At 69.6% G+C, this 17,125-nt stretch carries 15 protein-coding genes and 1 pseudogene; 8 read left to right on the top strand and 8 right to left on the bottom strand.

The features are described from left to right. The first annotated feature begins 45 nt into the window (after positions 1-45). From OG737_RS14415 to OG737_RS14425, 3 genes are read left to right on the top strand one after another with little or no spacing between them, the layout of a single operon-like run. Positions 46-939, top strand: coding sequence for a GNAT family N-acetyltransferase (locus OG737_RS14415; RefSeq protein ID WP_405679435.1), 894 nt, complete (start codon positions 46-48; stop codon positions 937-939). Positions 940-957: 18 nt separating this feature from the next. Then, complete coding sequence (locus OG737_RS14420) at positions 958-1,419, top strand: GNAT family N-acetyltransferase (RefSeq protein ID WP_328926578.1); 462 nt, start codon at positions 958-960, stop codon at positions 1,417-1,419. 57 nt (positions 1,420-1,476) lie between these two features. After that, complete coding sequence (locus OG737_RS14425; RefSeq protein WP_405679433.1) at positions 1,477-2,652, top strand: winged helix DNA-binding domain-containing protein; 1,176 nt, start codon at positions 1,477-1,479, stop codon at positions 2,650-2,652. A gap of 9 nt (positions 2,653-2,661) precedes the next feature. Here the strand turns inward: OG737_RS14425 and OG737_RS14430 are convergent, their stop codons facing one another. Together OG737_RS14430 and dnaB are read right to left on the bottom strand one after the other, a co-directional pair. Beyond that, positions 2,662-4,047: a serine hydrolase domain-containing protein gene (locus tag OG737_RS14430; RefSeq protein WP_405921592.1), complete on the bottom strand. Its 1,386-nt coding sequence runs from the start codon at positions 4,045-4,047 to the stop codon at positions 2,662-2,664. 9 nt (positions 4,048-4,056) lie between these two features. Continuing rightward, on the bottom strand, positions 4,057-5,526 hold the full coding sequence (dnaB, locus tag OG737_RS14435) for a replicative DNA helicase (RefSeq protein ID WP_328930346.1): 1,470 nt from the start codon (positions 5,524-5,526) through the stop codon (positions 4,057-4,059). Between the two features lie 452 nt (positions 5,527-5,978). Here dnaB and OG737_RS14440 point away from each other — a divergent pair, with 452 nt between their 5' ends. Beyond that, positions 5,979-7,316 (top strand): MATE family efflux transporter, encoded by a 1,338-nt coding sequence (locus tag OG737_RS14440; RefSeq protein ID WP_328926581.1) that lies wholly within the window; start codon positions 5,979-5,981, stop codon positions 7,314-7,316. Between the two features lie 103 nt (positions 7,317-7,419). Here the strand turns inward: OG737_RS14440 and rplI are convergent, their stop codons facing one another. The 4 genes from rplI to rpsF form a co-directional block, all read right to left on the bottom strand. Further along, positions 7,420-7,866 (bottom strand): 50S ribosomal protein L9, encoded by a 447-nt coding sequence (gene rplI, locus OG737_RS14445; protein WP_030008386.1) that lies wholly within the window; start codon positions 7,864-7,866, stop codon positions 7,420-7,422. 18 nt (positions 7,867-7,884) lie between these two features. Further along, positions 7,885-8,121: a 30S ribosomal protein S18 gene (gene rpsR / locus OG737_RS14450; RefSeq protein ID WP_003956534.1), complete on the bottom strand. Its 237-nt coding sequence runs from the start codon at positions 8,119-8,121 to the stop codon at positions 7,885-7,887. 43 nt (positions 8,122-8,164) lie between these two features. After that, positions 8,165-8,758, bottom strand: coding sequence for a single-stranded DNA-binding protein (locus OG737_RS14455; protein WP_328926582.1), 594 nt, complete (start codon positions 8,756-8,758; stop codon positions 8,165-8,167). Between the two features lie 72 nt (positions 8,759-8,830). Then, a complete protein-coding gene (rpsF, locus tag OG737_RS14460) occupies positions 8,831-9,121 on the bottom strand; it encodes a 30S ribosomal protein S6 (protein ID WP_004950685.1) in 291 nt (96 codons plus the stop codon). A gap of 251 nt (positions 9,122-9,372) precedes the next feature. Between rpsF and OG737_RS14465 the strand changes: the two genes are divergently transcribed. The 3 genes from OG737_RS14465 to OG737_RS14475 all read left to right on the top strand — a co-directional run bounded on the left by OG737_RS14465 (position 9,373) and on the right by OG737_RS14475 (position 12,062). Further along, positions 9,373-9,699, top strand: coding sequence for a hypothetical protein (locus OG737_RS14465; protein ID WP_328926583.1), 327 nt, complete (start codon positions 9,373-9,375; stop codon positions 9,697-9,699). A 140-nt stretch (positions 9,700-9,839) separates the two neighbouring features. Next, positions 9,840-10,958, top strand: a complete 1,119-nt coding sequence (locus OG737_RS14470; protein ID WP_328926584.1) for a peptidoglycan bridge formation glycyltransferase FemA/FemB family protein — start codon at positions 9,840-9,842, stop codon at positions 10,956-10,958. A gap of 72 nt (positions 10,959-11,030) precedes the next feature. Further along, positions 11,031-12,062 carry an alanine racemase gene (locus OG737_RS14475; RefSeq protein WP_328926585.1) on the top strand — a complete coding sequence of 344 codons (1,032 nt, stop codon included), beginning with the start codon at positions 11,031-11,033 and terminating at the stop codon, positions 12,060-12,062. Positions 12,063-12,096: 34 nt separating this feature from the next. Here the strand turns inward: OG737_RS14475 and OG737_RS14480 are convergent, their stop codons facing one another. Continuing rightward, on the bottom strand, positions 12,097-13,557 hold the full coding sequence (locus OG737_RS14480) for a glycosyltransferase 87 family protein (RefSeq protein ID WP_328926586.1): 1,461 nt from the start codon (positions 13,555-13,557) through the stop codon (positions 12,097-12,099). 98 nt (positions 13,558-13,655) lie between these two features. Continuing rightward, positions 13,656-16,247: a transglycosylase domain-containing protein gene (locus tag OG737_RS14485; RefSeq protein WP_328926587.1), complete on the bottom strand. Its 2,592-nt coding sequence runs from the start codon at positions 16,245-16,247 to the stop codon at positions 13,656-13,658. A 274-nt stretch (positions 16,248-16,521) separates the two neighbouring features. Between OG737_RS14485 and OG737_RS14490 the strand changes: the two are divergent. Further along, a pseudogene (locus tag OG737_RS14490) lies at positions 16,522-17,121 on the top strand (helix-turn-helix transcriptional regulator); the annotation flags it as partial. Between the last annotated feature and the right edge of the window lie 4 nt (positions 17,122-17,125).

Below are 17,125 nucleotides of genomic sequence, written 5' to 3' on the forward strand. Positions count from 1 at the left end.
GCAAATCCCCTGGACGGCTCCTGATCGATGATCCAGTCTGGGCCGGTGACACCACCACACCTCAACAATCTGCCGATCCGCGCGCTGACCATGGACGATCTCCGCCTCTGCGCCGACCTGTCCGAAGACCGAGGCTGGCTCCGCGAGGACCACAAATGGGGCCTCCTCCTCGCCGCCGGAAGCGGCTACGGCGTCGATGCGCCGGACGGAGTAGGACTCGCCGCCGCCTGTGTCGTCACCCGGTACGGAGGAACCCACGCCGAACCGGAGCTCGCCGCCATCGGGATGGTCCTCATCGCCGACCGCTACTCCCGCCAGGGCCTGGGACGCCGCCTGATGACGTACGTCTGCGACGACGTACTCAAGGGCATCCCCCTCACCCTGCACGCCACCCCGTACGGCCGCCCCCTCTACGAGGAGCTCGGCTTCGAGACCACGGGCCGCGCCGAGATGCTCCGCGGGGACTTCCAGGCAGCGGGCACCCCTGGCACCTACGGCACCTCCCGAGTACGGCCGGCCCGCGCCGAGGACCTCCCGCGCATCCTGCGGCTGGACGCCGAGGTCTTCGGCAGCGACCGCACCCACATGATCACCCGGCTGCCGGCCTTCGCCGACCAGCTCATCGTCGCCGAAGACCGCAGCGGCGACGGCACCCTCACGGGCTACGCCGCGGCCTGGCCCAACATGGACACCCACGTCATCGGGCCGCTGATCGCCCGCGACACCGCCACCGCCCAGTCCCTCGTCACCGCACTCGCCCAGGGCACCGACCGGCCGCTGCGCACCGACGTCGATGTACGCCACGAGGAACTCCTCGCCTGGCTCAAGGACCGCGGCCTCGGCTCCGTGGCCTTCAACGACGTCATGACCCGCGACATCCCCGGCCTGCCCGGTGACTGGACCCGCCGCTGGGCACCGCTCACCGTGGCCGCAGGCTGAGACAAGGAGCACCCCGACGTGACCGACGCTCCCGAACTCACCATTCGTCCCGCCACCGAGGCCGATCTGCCCGCCATCGTCGCCATGCTCGCCGACGACCCCCTCGGCGCCACCCGCGAATCCCCGGACGACCTCACCCCGTACCGCGCGGCCCTGAAGCGCCTCACCGACGACCCGAACCAGCACCTGGTCGTCGCCGTCCGCGCGGACCGGATCGTGGGCACGCTCCAGCTGACGATCGTCCCGGGCCTCTCCCGCAAGGGATCCACCCGCTCCATCATCGAGGGCGTCCGCGTCCACGCCGACGAGCGCGGCAGCGGCCTGGGCACCCGCTTCGTCAAATGGGCCATCGACAAGTCCCGCGCCGAGAACTGCGACCTCGTGCAGCTGACCTCGGACGTGAGCCGTACCGACGCCCACCGCTTCTACGAGCGGCTCGGCTTCGCAGCCTCCCACGTCGGGTTCAAATTGCGGCTCTGACCGGCCCGATCGGCAGGCCGGGCCCCTGTGTCGGCGGCCCGGCCTACGATCGGGAGGATGAGCCCCAGCCTCCCCCTCATCAGCACCGCCGAGCGCCGCCACCGCCTCGGCCGGCGCCACCGCCTGGCTCCCTCGACCCGCGCCACCACGGTTCCCGAGGCCGCGGACGCCGTCGTCGCCCTGCACGCGACCGACGCCGCGACCATCTTCCTGTCCGCCCGCGCGCGGCTCACCGAAGGCGGACCCGGCGCGATCGAGCGGGCGCTCTACGAGGACGTGAGCCTGGTCCGGCTGCTGAGCATGCGCAACACGCTCTTCGCGGTCTCCACCGACCTCGCCCCGTACGTCGATTCCTCCACCGCCCGGGGCATCGCGGTCAAGGAGCGCCGCACCCTGGTCAAGCACCTCGAAGAGGACGGGCAGGGCCTCGACGCCGACTGGCTGGCCCAGGCGGAGGCCGCCGCGCTCGACGCCCTCGACAGCCGCGGGCCCTCCACCGGCAGCCAGCTGTCCGCCGCCGTCCCCGCCCTGCGGCAGAAGATCACCGTGTTCCGGGGCAAGAAGCACGAGACGCAGACCGGTGTGGCCAGCCGCGTCATCCGGCTGCTGGCCGCCGACGGCCGGATCCGCCGCGACCGCCCGCGCGGATCATGGACGTCCAGCCAGTACCGCTGGGTCCACACCGCCCCCTGGCCCGCCGTACCCGCAGCCGAGGCTCGCGCCGAGATCGCCCGCCGTTGGCTCCACGCATACGGTCCGGCAACCGAGGCCGACCTCAAGTGGTGGACGGGCTGGACCCTCACCGATGTCCGCAAGGCCCTCGCCGTCGTCGGCCCCGACCAGGTACGCCTCGACGACGGGACCACCGCCCTCGTCAGCCCCGGCGACACCGCGCCCGAACCGGCCCCGGAGCCCTGGGCCGCCCTGCTGCCCGGCCTCGACCCCACCGGCATGGGCTGGGCCGACCGCGCCTTCCACCTCGACCCCGCCCACAAGCCCGCCCTCTTCGACTACGCCGGCAACATCGGCCCCACCGTGTGGTGGAACGGCGAGATCGTCGGCGGCTGGGCCCAGCGCCCCGACGGAGAAATCGTCTGGCGGATGCTGGGCAGCCCCGGCGGCGCCGCCGAGAAGGCGATCGCGGCCGAGGCCGCCCGTCTCGGCGCATGGGTGGGCGACGCCCGCATCACCCCGCGCTTCCGCACCCCGCTGGAACGCGAACTCGTCGCATGAGCGGAGGCTTCAGCCGATGCCCCGCCAGCCCTGCGGGTCCACCCCGCCGGGCACCGGGGCCCCGGCCTCGTAGGGCTCCCGCGTGAACACGAAGGACGCCAGATCGAGGTGGCTCACCGAGCCGTCCTCGCGGCGCACCGCCCGCAGCGTCTCCCCCGCGTAGTAGCCGTTCAGGCCCGTCCAACTGCCGTCCGGCTCCGCCCGGAAGCGGGCCGACCGCCCCATCGCGCCGACCGGTCCCAGCTCCAGCGACCCGTCCGCCTTCAGTCGCACCACCTGCGCGGAAGTCCCCCAGTACCAGGGGCCGCACAGCTCCAGCGGCACCTGGTCGGACTCCGCGAAGGGCCGCCACGGCTTCGGGATCCGCGGCTCGGCCTCCGCGACGATGCCCACGAGGTCCGCTGCCAGCGCCGCGGCCGCGAGCCCCGAGGTGCAGTTCGCCAGCGCCACCGCCGCCACGTCGTCCGCCTCGCTCAGCCACAGCCCCGCGACGAACCCGGGCAGTGATCCGCTGTGCCCCGCCAACCGGTACGCGCCATGGGCCACCAGTTGCATCCCCAGCCCGTAGCCGAGATCGGCGGAACCGGGCTCCGGGGGCGCGGCCGGCGTACGCATCTCCCGTACCGACTCCACGTTCAGCACCCGCTCGTCACCCCGGAGCAGGAAGTCCGCGAACCGCGCCAAGTCCCTTGTCGTGGACCACAGCTGACCCGCCGGAGCCATCAGCCCGAGGTCCTCCAAGGGCTCGGGCATCATCACGTCGGCCCACGGATGCACCGCCCAGCCGCCCGCGTTCGGCGCCTGCGGCAGCACACTCGTCCGGTCGAGCCCGAGCGGCTCCAGGACCTCGGCCCGCAGCACCTCTTCCCACGGCTTCCCGCGCAGCGCCTCGACGAGCGAACCCAGCAGCGTGTAACCCGGGTTGGAGTAGTGGTGCCGGGTCCCCGGCGTGTGCTTGAACGGCTCTTCACCCAGCACGTCGGCGAGCTCGGGCCGCAGTTCACCGGGCGTACGCTCCCACCACGGGCCGGGCGTCTCCGCCGCCAGTCCACCGGTGTGGGACAGCAGTTGGGCGATGGTCACCTCACCGGCGCCGGCGCCCGGCAGGTGCTTCTCCAGCGGATCCGCGAGCGCCAGCAGCCCCTCGTCGCGCAGCCGCATCACCAGTACGGCGGTGAAGGTCTTGGTGATCGACCCGATCCGGTACTGGACGTTCCCGTCCGGGCCGTGGCCCTCCACCGAGGTCCGGGAGCCCTCCCAGACCACCTGCCCGCCGCGAGCGACCGCCGCCACCACGGAGGGCGCCCGTCCTTCGCTCTGCGCGACGGCGATCCGGTGCCTCAGCGCACGCCGGGTGGAAGGGAGAAGTTCCAGGTCCTCAGAGAGCTCATCCATGATCGGATGCTACGTGTTGGCCATGTCCACGAACCGCGAATAATGGCCCTGGAAGGCCACGGTGATCGTCGCCGTCGGGCCGTTACGGTGCTTTGCCACGATCAGGTCCGCCTCGCCCGCGCGGGGGGACTCCTTCTCGTACGCGTCCTCACGGTGCAGCAGGATCACCATGTCCGCGTCCTGCTCGATCGAACCCGACTCACGCAGGTCGGAGACCATCGGCTTCTTGTCGGTGCGCTGCTCGGGACCACGGTTCAGCTGGGAGAGCGCGATCACCGGGACCTCCAGCTCCTTCGCCAGCAGCTTGAGGTTTCGGGACATGTCCGAAACCTCCTGCTGCCGGCTCTCGGGACGGCGCGAGCCACCCGACTGCATCAGCTGGAGGTAGTCGATGACCACGAGGGAGAGGTCGTTGCGCTGCTTGAGCCGACGGCACTTGGCCCGGATCTCCATCATCGACAGGTTGGGGGAGTCGTCGATGTACAGCGGCGCGGCGGACACGTCCGGCATCCGGCGGGCCAGCCGGGTCCAGTCGTCGTCCGTCATCGTGCCGGAGCGCATGTGGTGCAGCGCCACCCGGGCCTCCGCCGAGAGCAGGCGCATCGCGATCTCGTTGCGCCCCATTTCGAGGGAGAAGATCACGCTGGGCAGGTTGCTCTTGATGGAGCAGGCACGGGCGAAGTCCAGCGCGAGCGTGGACTTGCCCATCGCGGGACGGGCGGCGATGACGATCATCTGGCCCGGGTGCAGGCCGTTGGTCAGCGAGTCGAGGTCCGTGAAGCCGGTCGGCACGCCCGACATCTGGCCGCTGCGCGATCCGATCGCCTCGATCTCGTCGAGCGCGCCCTCCATGATGTCACCCAGCGGCAGGTAGTCCTCGGAGGTCCGCTGCTCGGTGACTGCGTAGATCTCGGCCTGGGCGCTGTTGACGATCTCGTCGACGTCGCCGTCGGCCGCATAGCCCATCTGTGTGATCTTGGTGCCAGCCGCGACCAGCCGCCGCAGGACGGCCCTCTCGTGGACGATCTCCGCGTAGTACTCGGCGTTCGCGGCCGTCGGGACGGACTGCACCAGCGTGTGCAGGTACGAGGCCCCGCCGACCTTGCTGATCTCCCCGCGCCGGGTCAGCTCGGCGCCGACGGTGATCGGGTCGGCCGGCTCGCCCTTGGCGTACAGGTCGAGGATGGCCTGGTAGATCGTCTCGTGCGAGGGCCGGTAGAAGTCGTGGCCCTTGAGGACCTCCACGACATCGGCGATCGCGTCCTTGGACAGCAGCATGCCGCCGAGCACCGACTGCTCGGCGTCGAGGTCCTGCGGGGGGACGCGCTCGAAGCCGCCGGCACCACCGCCGCCGTCCCAGGAGCCGCCCTCGCGGCCCCGGTCGTGCTGTTCGTCCCCGCGGCCACGGCCTTCGCTGTTGCGGCGGGTACGGGCGGGCAGACGGTCGCTCGGACCACTGTCGGCCCAAGGGTCGTCCATGGGCTCGGGCATACTCACCGGGCCGCCTCCTCCCGTCCGCAACGCGGACCTCGCCGTGCCATTCTTTCTACGACACGGCTCTGACATATGGGGCACCCGAATCGGCTGTCGTCGAGTCGGGCAACGCACCACGGTAGGGCCGCGAGCGGCGTCAGCCAATCTTGTTATCCACAGGGTGTGTGGATGAGATGTGGACGACGGCGCCAATGCTGTGGGTAAGTCCCCGGAAGCTGTGCACGGACCGGGGGACGAGGCTGTGGACAAAATCACCTGACCCACCCCGACACCCCACCTGACCTGCAATTTCCTTCTCCACGGACCGTGGGTCGGAAAATTCTTGGCCACTGTCTCAAGATCGCCTCCAACGGGTTGCGGAGAACGCGCAAGTCAGCGGCCCGGTAAGGATCCAAAGGGCCTTGCATCTATTACCTGTGGAAGATTAGATTGAGCACATGACACAGGCCCCCGTCGCACCGAAGGCTGCTCCGAGACGGCACGACCGAGAGATCTTCGCGCTCGCCGTCCCCGCCTTCGGCGCCCTCGTCGCCGAACCGCTCTTCGTGATGGCCGACAGCGCCATCGTCGGGCATCTCGGGACACCCCAGCTGGCCGGCCTCGGCATCGCCGCCGCTCTGCTCACCACCGCCGTGAGCGTCTTCGTCTTCCTCGCCTACGCCACCACCGCGGCCGTCGCCCGCCGGGTCGGAGCGGGCGACCTGCAGGCGGCGATCCGGCAGGGCATGGACGGCATCTGGCTCGCCCTCCTGATCGGCGCGGTCGTCATCGCCGTGGTCCTGCCCGCGGCCCCCGGGCTGATCTCTCTGTTCGGGGCGTCCGACACCGTCGCCCCGTACGCGATCACATATCTGCGGATCTCCGCGCTCGGCATCCCGGCCATGCTCATGGTCCTGGCCGCCACCGGCGTCGTCCGGGGCCTCCAGGACACCCGTACGCCGCTCTACGTGGCCGTCGGCGGCTTCGCCCTCAACGCTGCCCTGAACGTCCTCCTGGTCTACGGTGCGGGACTCGGGATCGCCGGCTCCGCCTGGGGCACGGTCATCGCCCAGTGCGCCATGGCCGCCGCCTACCTCGTCGTCGTCGTACGCGGCGCCCGGCGGCACAGCGCCTCCCTGCGCCCCGACATCGCGGGAATCCGGGCCTGCGCACAGGCCGGCGCGCCCCTGCTCGTCCGCACGCTGTCCCTGCGCGCCATCCTGATGATCGCGACCGCCGTGGCCGCCCGGCTCGGCGACGCCGACATCGCGGCCCACCAGATCCTGCTCGCGCTGTGGAGCCTGCTCGCCTTCGCCCTGGACGCCATCGCGATCGCAGGCCAGGCGATCATCGGCCGCTACCTGGGCGCGAGCGACACCGAGGGCGCCAAGGCCGTCTGCCGACGGATGGTGCAGTGGGGTATCGCGGCGGGCATCGTGCTCGGCCTGCTGGTCGTCCTGGCCCGCCCCGTGTTCATTGCGCTGTTCACCAGCGATCCGGCGGTCGAGGACGCCCTGCTGCCCGCACTCCTGGTCGTAGCCCTCTCCCAGCCCGTCTCCGGCATCGTCTTCGTTCTCGACGGGGTCCTGATGGGTGCGGGCGACGGCCCCTACCTGGCCTGGGCGATGCTGCTGACACTGGCCGTGTTCACCCCGGCGGCGCTCCTCGTGCCGGCCCTGGGGGGCGGCCTGACGGCGCTGTGGTGGGCCATGACGCTGATGATGCTGGTCCGGATGGTCACCCTCCAGCTCCGGGCCCGCTCGGGCCGGTGGCTGGTCGCAGGAGCCACCCGCTAGCCGACGGCCGCCAGCCGCCGGCGATGTTTCACGTGAAACATCGCCGCCCCGACAACGACGAAGGGCCGCACCCCGGTGGGGTGCGGCCCTTCATGCGCAGCCCTTAGGCGGCGACGACCTCGATGCCCACGTTCGCGGCCACGTCGGCGTGCAGACGCACGGAGACCTGGTACGAACCGAGGGTCTTGATCGGGGAGCCCAGCTCGACGCGGCGCTTGTCTACCTTCGGGCCGCCCGAGGACTCGATCGCCGTGGCGATGTCGGCCGGGGTCACGGAACCGAAGAGACGACCGGCGTCACCCGCGCGGGTGGCCAGACGGACCTTCACACCCTCGAGCTTGGCCTTGACCTCGTTGGCCTGCTCGATGGTCGCGATCTCGTGGATCTTGCGGGCGCGGCGGATCTGCGCCACGTCCTTCTCGCCACCCTTGGTCCAGCGGATCGCGAAACCACGCGGGACCAGGTAGTTGCGAGCGTAACCGTCCTTGACGTCGACGACATCGCCGGCGGCACCGAGGCCAGAAACCTCGTGGGTCAGGATGATCTTCATTAGTCGGTCACCCTTTCCTTATCGCGCGGTGGACGTGTAGGGCAGCAGCGCCATCTCACGGCTGTTCTTGACGGCCGTGGCGACGTCACGCTGGTGCTGCGTGCAGTTGCCGGTAACGCGGCGGGCACGGATCTTGCCGCGGTCGGAAATGAACTTCCGCAGCATGTTCGTGTCCTTGTAGTCCACGTACACGGTCTTGTCCTTGCAGAACGCGCAGACCTTCTTCTTAGGCTTGCGCACAGGCGGCTTCGCCATTGTGTCTCTCCTGTGAAATCAAGAAGTGGGGATGCGAGCTGCCCTAGAAGGGCGGCTCGTCCGAGTAGCCACCGCCGGAGCCGCCGGAGCTTCCGCCCCAACCGCCCCCGCCGCCGCCCTGCTGCTGGCCACCGGCCGGCGCGCTGGACGCCCACGGGTCGTCGGAGGGAGCTCCGCCGCCCTGCGGCTGCTGGCCACCGGGGGCTCCGCCCCAGTTGCCACCGCCGCCGCCCTGCTGCTGACCGCCGCCGAACCCACCCTGACCACCGCGACCGGTGGTCTTGGCGACCTTGGCCGTGGCGTTCTTCAGGCTGGGGCCGACTTCCTCGACGTCCAGCTCGTAGACCGTGCGCTTGACACCCTCACGGTCCTCGTACGACCGCTGCCTCAGCCGGCCCTGCACGATGACGCGCATGCCCCGCTGAAGGGACTCGGCGACGTTCTCGGCCGCCTGCCGCCACACCGAGCAGGTCAGGAACAGGCTCTCGCCGTCCTTCCACTCATTGGTCTGGCGGTCGAAGGTGCGGGGGGTGGACGCGACACGGAACTTCGCGACCGCCGCACCCGAGGGGGTGAAGCGCAGCTCGGGGTCGTCGACGAGATTGCCGACGACCGTGATGACGGTCTCGCCTGCCATGGATGAACCTCTCGGCGGGGATTGCTGCTGGGCTGCTGTGCTACTCGGTCCCGATTACCGCTGAACCGAAGTTCAGTGGGTCTCGGGGCGAAGGACCTTGGTCCGGAGAACCGACTCGTTCAGGTTCATCTGTCGGTCAAGCTCCTTGACGACCGCAGGCTCGGCCTGAAGGTCGATGACCGAGTAGATGCCCTCGGGCTTCTTCTTGATCTCGTAAGCGAGACGACGACGGCCCCAGGTGTCGACCTTCTCGACCTTTCCGTTGCCCTCACGGACGACGGAGAGGAAGTTCTCGATCAGCGGGGAGACAGCGCGCTCCTCGAGATCGGGGTCGAGGATGACCATCACTTCGTAGTGACGCATGTGGAACCCACCTCCTTTGGACTCAGCGGCCACGGTCGTTCCGTGGCAGGAGGGTCGTGATGCGTGCGCACGGCATCCGCAGAGCAGACACCGCGCAGACCGTACAGACTACCTGCTCGACTCCTTCCGGTTGAAATCCGGCAGGGGGAGGCCACAATCTGTATCCATCGGGTGTGCTCGGTGCTATGCCTTCGGCCCCCGCCGGAGACAGCCCGCAGCACCGCTCTGCTTCAGCCAGGAGGTGCCTTCCGATGGCACAGGCAATGCGGCCCCAGTCCTCGCCCCAGTCCCCGCCCCCGTCGATCTCCCTCTTGTCCACCGACGGCAAGCCCCACCCGCTGCAGGACACCCTGATGGCGGCCACCTTGATCCTCGGAGCCGTGGCGTTCGTCACGGCGTTCTTCCACAACCTGCACCTGCTCACCACGTGGGCCGGACTGATCGGGATCCTGACCGGCGCGTACGGACAGTTCGTCTCCGTCACGACACGCGAGCGCTTCGCGCTGATCATCGGCCTTGGCGCGTCTGCCATCGGCTTCTTCCTCGGCATGTTCCACGGCGGCCTTTTCGGCGGCTGACCGGGCTGACCGGGGTACCTCCGCGACGGGGCACCGGCCGCAGCGCGGCCCGGGCCCCGGCCCGTCCCCCAGATGGGTGGCGCCCCTGTCGCAGTAGGCTTCGCGCCATAGCCAGCGAAGTCGCCGGAGGAGCACCCCGCATGAGCCTGTCCCTGAGGACCATCAGCCGAGAGCAGCATCTGGCCTACCTCCAGAGCCTGCCGTCGGCTAGCCACTGCCAGGTCCCGGCATGGGCCGACGTCAAGAACGAATGGCGTTCGGAGAACCTCGGCTGGTTCGACAAGTCCGGCGAACTCGTCGGTGCCGCACTGGTGCTGTACCGGCAGCTGCCCAAGGTGAAGCGATACCTCGCGTACCTGCCAGAGGGCCCGGTCATCAACTGGTACGCCCCGAACCTGGAGGAGTGGCTCCAGCCGATGCTGGCGCACCTGAAGAACCAGGGCGCCTTCACCGTGAAGATGGGCCCGCCCGTCGTCATCCGCCGCTGGAACTCCACCGCCATCAAGGCCGGCATCCAGGACCCGGAAGTCAAGCGCCTGCGCGACGTGGAGGCCTCGCACATCGAGCCCCGCGCCTTCGAGGTCTCCGACAAGCTGCGCCGCATGGGCTGGCAGCAGGCCGAGGACGGCGGCGCCGGATTCGGCGACGTCCAGCCCCGCTACGTCTTCCAGGTGCCGCTGGCCAACCGCTCGCTGGACGATGTCCTCAAGGGCTTCAACCAGCTGTGGCGCCGCAACATCAAGAAGGCCGAGAAGGCCGGCGTCGAGGTCGTCCAGGGCGGCTACGAGGACCTGCCGACCTGGCAGCACCTGTACGAGATCACGGCCGAGCGCGACAAGTTCCGCCCGCGCCCGCTCAGCTACTTCCAGCGCCAGTGGACGGCCCTCAACTCCGAGGACCCCAACCGGATGCGGCTGTACATCGCCAAGCACGAGGGGGAGCCGCTGGCAGCCGCCACGATGCTCACCGTCGGCCAGCACGTCTGGTACTCGTACGGCGCCTCCGCCAACCACAAGCGCGAGGTACGTCCCTCGAACGCGATGCAGTGGCGGATGCTGCGCGACTCCTACGCGCTCGGTGCCAGCGTCTACGACCTGCGCGGTATCTCTGACACGCTGGACGAGAACGACCACCTGTTCGGCCTGATCCAGTTCAAGGTCGGCACGGGCGGCGAAGCCGTCGAGTACGTCGGCGAGTGGGACTTCCCGCTCAACAAGGTGCTGCACAAGGCGCTCGACATGTATATGTCGCGTCGCTGACCCCACCCCTCACCCCCACCCACCCACGCACCGCTGCATCCCGCAGCCATTCAGGAGAGGTTCCGGACGGGCATGGCGCTCACGCTCTACGTCGACACCGCGCGCTGGCGTGCGCACCAGAAGCAGATCCAGGACCAGTTCCCCGGGATGATCCCGGTCTGCAAGGGCAACGGCTACGGCTTCGGCCACGAGCGGCTGTGCGAGGAGGCGACCCGGCTGGGCGCCGACGTCCTGGCCGTCGGGACCACGTACGAGGCCGCCAGCATCAAGGACTTCTTCGGCGGCGACCTGCTCGTCCTGACCCCGTTCCGGCGGGGCGAGGAGCCGGTGCCGCTGCCCGACCGGGTCATCCGATCGGTGTCCTCGCTGGACGGGGTCCGCGGCCTGGTCGGTGCCCGCGTGGTCATCGAGTGCATGAGCTCGATGCGCCGCCACGGCATCTCCGAGCAGGACCTGGGACAGCTGCACGCGGCGATCGAGGACGTCCGGCTGGAGGGCTTCGCCCTGCACCTGCCGCTGGACCGCCCCGACGGCTCGGACGCCGTCGAGGAGGTCATCGGCTGGATGGACCGGCTGCGCGCGGCCCGGCTGCCGCTGCACACCATGTTCGTCAGCCACCTGCGGGCCGAGGAGCTGGCGCGGCTTCAGCAGCAGTTCCCGCAGACCCGCTTCCGCGCCCGCATCGGCACGCGCCTGTGGCTGGGCGACCACGACGCGACCGAGTACCGCGGCGCGGTCCTCGACGTCACGCGCGTGGCCAAGGGCGACCGCTTCGGCTACCGCCAGCAGAAGGCCGCGTCCGACGGCTGGCTGGTCGTCGTGGCCGGCGGAACCTCGCACGGCGTGGGCCTGGAGGCCCCCAAGGCCCTCCACGGCGTGATGCCGCGTGCCAAGGGCGTCGCCCGGGCGGGCCTGGCCACGGTCAACCGGAACCTGTCGCCGTTCGTGTGGGCGGGCAAGCAGCGCTGGTTCGCGGAGCCGCCGCACATGCAGGTGTCGATCCTGTTCGTGCCGTCGGACGCGACCGAGCCGAAGGTCGGCGACGAGCTCGTGGCGCACCTGCGCCACACCACCACGCAGTTCGACCGGGTGCTCGACGCCTGACAGCCGTGTGCCGGTCCAGGGCCGGCACACGGGGTCAGTCCTCGGGGTGCGTGCCCCAGTCGACCCGCTGTCCGTCCGAGGGCGTCGCGTACCGCGGCGCCCTCGCCGCGTCCGACAGCACGAACACGTCCCGGGCACCGTCCAGGACCCCGCCGGAGGGGTCGTCCGAGCCGTCCCGGCGCACGACGTCCCGTTCGGGCATCAGGATGTCGCGGACGATGACCGCGCACAGGTAGAGGGTGCCCAGCAGGTGGGCAGTGATCGCCAGCTGGTAGCCCTCCACGGGCAGGCCCTGGTGCTTGTCGCCGCTGCTCGTGTAGGCCAGGTAGAACCAGATCCCGAGGAAGTAGACGACCTCGGTGGCCTGCCAGATCAGGAAGTCCCGCCAGCGCGGCCGGGCCAGCGCCGCGAGCGGGATGAGCCACAGCACGTACTGCGGCGAGTAGACCTTGTTGCACAGGATGAAGGCGGCGACGACCAGGAAGGCCAGCTGCGCGAACCGGGGGCGCCGGGGCGCGGTCAGGGTCAGCAGGCCGATGGCCCCGCACAGCAGGAGCGTCAGCCCCGTGGCGTACGTGTTGGCGTCCTCCAGCGGGTTGCCCGAGCGCTGGGAGATCAGCAGCCACACGGAGCCGAAGTCGATGGGGCGCTCTTGGCTGAAGGTGTAGAACTTCGTCCAGCCGTCCCAGGCGAAGAGCATGACGGGCAGGTTCACCAGGAGCCACGCCCCGGCCGCGCCGAGGGCGGCGGCGCCGAAGGCCCGCCACTTCCCGGCCCGCCAGCAGAGCACGAACAGCACCCCGAGCAGCAGCACGGGATAGAGCTTCGCGGCGGTGGCCAGGCCGATGAAGACGCCGAAGAGCACCGTGCGGCCCCTGGACCACATGAGCATCCCGGCGGCGGTCAGGGCGATGGCCAGCAGGTCCCAGTTGATCGTCGCGGTGAGCGCGAAGGCCGGTGCGAGGGCGAAGAGCAGGGCGTCCCAGGGCCGGCGGCGGTGGGTCCGTGCGACGCACACCGCGATGACGGCCGCGCAGGCCATCAGCATGCCCGCGTTGACCATCCAGTACATCTGCTCGCGGTGCTGCATGGAGCCGCTGCCCGGGGTCAGCCAGGAGGCGATCTCCATGAACAGCCCGGTGAGGACGGGGTACTCCAGGTACTCCATGTCGCCGGGGAGCCGGTCGAAGTAGGGCGTCAGGTTGTCGGCGAAGCCGCGTACCGCGTAGAGGTGCGGGATGTCCGAGTAGCAGGCGTGGGTGTACTGCGAGCCGGCCCCGCGGAACCACGCCCAGTCGTAGCAGGGCAGCTTCTGCACCATGCCCAGCGCGAACATGCCGATGGCGATCAGGGCCACCACGCGCACCGGTCCCAGCCAGTGCCCTCCCAGCCGGGCGTAGCGGCCGAGCGGGCCGCCGATGAACTCACTGCCCGCCGCGGCGACCTCGTCCTGCTGCGTGGGCAGTACGGGGTGGTCCTCGTGCACCTTGGTCATGGGCTCATCCTGCCGTACCGGGCCGGACATGGGGGAAGGCCGTCGCACCCTGTGCGACGGCCTTCCCTTACTCGATCACTCGGGCACTCGGTCCGCGGTCAGTTGGCCGCCATGCCGGTCGGCCAACCCGTGGTGCCGCCCGGGCGACCGGGTCTTCCGGTGGGCGTCGGGGACGGTGATCCGCTGGCTCCGCCGTCGGCGCCTCCGATGACCCCGGAATTCGTTCCCCCGTTGTTGTTCCCGCCGGTGGTGTTCGGGTCGCAGTACAGCTCCCACGACGGCTTGCACGACGGCTTGCCGCCCTTGGACGGGGACGGGGACGGGGACGGGGAACTCGACGGAGACGGCGACGGAGACGTGGAAGGCACCACAGGGGCCGAGGGGGTGGGGGAGGGCGCGCCGGCCGAGTCGGCCACCACACCGATCTCCTCGGGCTCGGGGAACTGCTTGACCGGGGCGCCCTTGAGCGCCTCGCGCATGTACTCGGTCCAGATCACGGTCGGGATGTCACCACCGTGGATGGAGTCGGTGCCACCCACGCCGTTCATGGACATCAGCTTCTTGTCGGCCGAGTTCGGGTCGGTGCGGAAGAGGGTGACGGCGGTCGACAGCTCCGGGGTGTATCCGACGAACCACGCCGACTTGTTCTGGTCGGTGGTGCCGGTCTTGCCCGCGGCGGGCCGGCCCAGAGCCTTGGCCTTCTTGCCGGTGCCGTTCTCGACGACGTTCTCCAGGACCTTGGTGACGTTGTCCGCGACGGCGTTGTCCAGCGCCCGTTCGGCCTTGGGCGCCTCGAAGCCGGACAGCTTCTCGCCGTTCTTCATGACCTCGGTCACGGAGTAGGGCTCGTGGTGCGTGCCGGACCCGGCGAAGGTGGCGTACGAGTCGGCCATCCGGATGGCGCTGGGCGTCGAGGTACCCAGGGCGAAGGAGGCGTCGTCGCCGGGGCTCATCGTCTCCTTGAGGATGCCGGTGGACTTGGCCACGTCGCGGACCTTGGTGTGGCCCACGTCGAAGACGAGCTGCGCGAACGGCACGTTGATGGACTTCTCCATCGCCTCGTTGAGGGTGACGTAGCCGAAGGCGGCGGAGCTCTCGTTCTTCTGCCGGAACGGCTTGCCGGAGTTGTCCAGCAGGGGCTTGCCCTGACGGTTCTTGATCACCGTGAGGTCGTCGGCCATGTACTTGCTGTTGGCCGACAGTCCCTGGCCGTTCGAGTTCTGGGTGCCGTACTCCATCGCCGCCGCCAGGACGTACGGCTTCCAGGTCGAGCCGACCGGGACACCAGTGGTGTTGGCGTTGTTGCTGAAGTGCTTCTTGTCCATGCCGGCACCGCCGTACAGGGCGACGATCGCCCCGGTCTTCACATCGACGGAGGCGGCGCCGAACTGCACGAAGGTGTCCAGGTCGGGGCGCTTCTTCTCGTCGAGGAAGTCGTTGCGGGTGTCCTCGACGGACTTGACCAGGGCGTCGACCCTGGGCTTCTCGAAGGTGGTCTTGATCTGGTAGCCGCCTAGGGCCATCTGCTCCGGCGTGATGCCCTTGGTCTTCATCACGTACTGCTTGGCCGTCTCGACCAGGTAGCCGATCTGGCCGGACATGGCGCGGGCCTGCTCCGACTCGACCCGGGCGGGGAACTCCTTGTACGTGGCCCGCTCGGTCTTGTCCATCCGGCCCACCTCGACCTCGCGGTCGAGCACCCAGGCCCAGCGCTTCCGGGCACGGTCCTCGTTGAGGACGGGGGTGGCCGCGGACCCGATGCCGCCGTCGGGGTTGTACAGGTTGGGGCCCTTGAGCACCGAGGCCAGGAAGGCGCTCTCGGACGGGTTCAGGTCCTGGCAGTCCTTGCCGAAGTAGGCGCGGGCCGCGGCCTGGATCCCGTAAGCGTCGCGACCGTAGTACGCGGTGTTGAGGTAGCCCGCGAGGACCTTGTCCTTCTCCTCGGAGACACCCAGCTTTATCGCGATGAAGAGCTCGGTGACCTTCCGCTTGAGCGTCTGCTCGGAGTCCAGGTAGGTGTTCTTCACGTACTGCTGGGTGATGGTCGAGCCGCCCTGGGTGGAGCCGCCCGTGGCCATGTTGTAGACGGCCCGGGCGATGCCCATCGGGTCGACGCCCTTGTCCGTCTCGAAGGACTCGTTCTCCGCGGCGATCACGGCGTCCCTCATCGACCGGGGGATCTTGTCGATGGGCACGATCTGCCGGTTCATCGACCCGCCGGTCGCGACCATCTGCTCGCCGTTGGCCCAGTAGAAGACGTTGTTCTGCGCCTGGGCCGCTTTGTTCTCGTCGGGCTTGTTGACCATCGCGATGCCGATGCCGGCCCCGGCGATGATGACCGCGAAGAAGCCCAGGACCGTGCCGGAGACGAACTTCCAGGACGGTACGAAGCGCTTCCAGCCGTCCCTGTCGGACCGCGGGTAGTTGATGAGGCGCTTGTCCGGGCGGCCCGTGCCGCGAGCGGCTCTGCCCGAGCCCCTTCCGGGGCCCGCGGGCCCTCTCTGCGCGGACCGGCGGGTGTCGGCGCGGCTGCCCTGGGGGGGCCGCTCGGCATGGGGCCCACTGGGTGACGCCGTGGGGACGTCACGCCGGGCATCGGCGCCCCGGCCGGGGCGCGGCTGGGCGGCCCGGCGGGCCGAAGCTCGCCCGCCACCTTGGGGCTGCGGCGGTTTGCGGCGGTGCTCGCTCATCGAACGACTACTCCTCGGGCAGGCGAGTGGCCTGGAAGCGGCAAATGAATTCCGGTTCCCCCGGTGTCATGGCGCACAGACTACGCACGGTCAAAACCTAACCAGTGCCGAAGTTCACCCCAAAACGGGCAACTTGCCTGGCACGAATTCGCGATGTGACGCCGGTCACCATGTCACCCCTTGTCGCCGGACGCGCACCGTTCTATCGTCTGGATGTATCGAGTCGATACATCAGCTCGGTATAAAGACTCAGAGTCGGAAGAGAGGCAGGCGGATGAGCAGGCGCTCAGGCATCCTCGAATTCGCCGTCCTCGGCCTGCTTCGCGAATCCCCCATGCACGGGTACGAGCTGCGCAAGCGGCTCAACACCTCACTGGGAGTGTTCAGGGCCTTCAGCTACGGGACGCTCTACCCCTGCCTCAAGACGCTGGTCGCCAACGGCTGGTTGATCGAGGAGCCGGGCAACGCCCCGGAAGACGCGCTCGCCGCTTCACTCGCAGGGCGCCGCGCCAAGATCGTCTACCGGTTGACGGCCGCGGGTAAGGAGCATTTCGAAGAGCTCCTCTCCCACACCGGCCCCGACACCTGGGAGGACGAGTCCTTCGCCGCCCGCTTCGCCTTCTTCGGCCAGACCGAGCGAGACGTACGCATGCGGGTACTGGAGGGCCGCCGCAGCCGACTCGAGGAGCGCCTGGAGAAGATGCGCGCCTCACTGGTCCGCACGCGGGAACGCCTCGACGACTACACGCTTGAGCTGCAGCGGCACGGCATGGAGTCCGTGGAGCGCGAAGTGCGCTGGCTGAACGAGCTCATCGAGAGCGAGCGGGCTGGACGGGATCGCAGGCGACCCGGTCCGTCCGACGAAACTGCAAAATGAG

Origin of the sequence: Streptomyces sp. NBC_00122 (assembly GCF_045160845.1) — a bacterium.
In the GTDB taxonomy this organism is placed as follows: Bacteria; Actinomycetota; Actinomycetes; order Streptomycetales; family Streptomycetaceae; genus Streptomyces.

Excerpts from the sequence above, each read along its gene's own strand:
- OG737_RS14425 (WP_405679433.1), top strand. The coding sequence starts at position 1,477 with ATGAGCCCCAGCCTCCCCCTCATCAGCACCGCCGAGCGCCGCCACCGC.
- OG737_RS14430 (WP_405921592.1), bottom strand. The coding sequence starts at position 4,047 with ATGGATGAGCTCTCTGAGGACCTGGAACTTCTCCCTTCCACCCGGCGT.
- dnaB (WP_328930346.1), bottom strand. The coding sequence starts at position 5,526 with ATGGACGACCCTTGGGCCGACAGTGGTCCGAGCGACCGTCTGCCCGCC.
- OG737_RS14440 (WP_328926581.1), top strand. The coding sequence starts at position 5,979 with ATGACACAGGCCCCCGTCGCACCGAAGGCTGCTCCGAGACGGCACGAC.
- rplI (WP_030008386.1), bottom strand. The coding sequence starts at position 7,866 with ATGAAGATCATCCTGACCCACGAGGTTTCTGGCCTCGGTGCCGCCGGC.
- rpsR (WP_003956534.1), bottom strand. The coding sequence starts at position 8,121 with ATGGCGAAGCCGCCTGTGCGCAAGCCTAAGAAGAAGGTCTGCGCGTTC.
- OG737_RS14455 (WP_328926582.1), bottom strand. The coding sequence starts at position 8,758 with ATGGCAGGCGAGACCGTCATCACGGTCGTCGGCAATCTCGTCGACGAC.
- rpsF (WP_004950685.1), bottom strand. The coding sequence starts at position 9,121 with ATGCGTCACTACGAAGTGATGGTCATCCTCGACCCCGATCTCGAGGAG.
- OG737_RS14465 (WP_328926583.1), top strand. The coding sequence starts at position 9,373 with ATGGCACAGGCAATGCGGCCCCAGTCCTCGCCCCAGTCCCCGCCCCCG.
- OG737_RS14470 (WP_328926584.1), top strand. The coding sequence starts at position 9,840 with ATGAGCCTGTCCCTGAGGACCATCAGCCGAGAGCAGCATCTGGCCTAC.
- OG737_RS14475 (WP_328926585.1), top strand. The coding sequence starts at position 11,031 with ATGGCGCTCACGCTCTACGTCGACACCGCGCGCTGGCGTGCGCACCAG.
- OG737_RS14480 (WP_328926586.1), bottom strand. The coding sequence starts at position 13,557 with ATGACCAAGGTGCACGAGGACCACCCCGTACTGCCCACGCAGCAGGAC.
- OG737_RS14485 (WP_328926587.1), bottom strand. The coding sequence starts at position 16,247 with ATGAGCGAGCACCGCCGCAAACCGCCGCAGCCCCAAGGTGGCGGGCGA.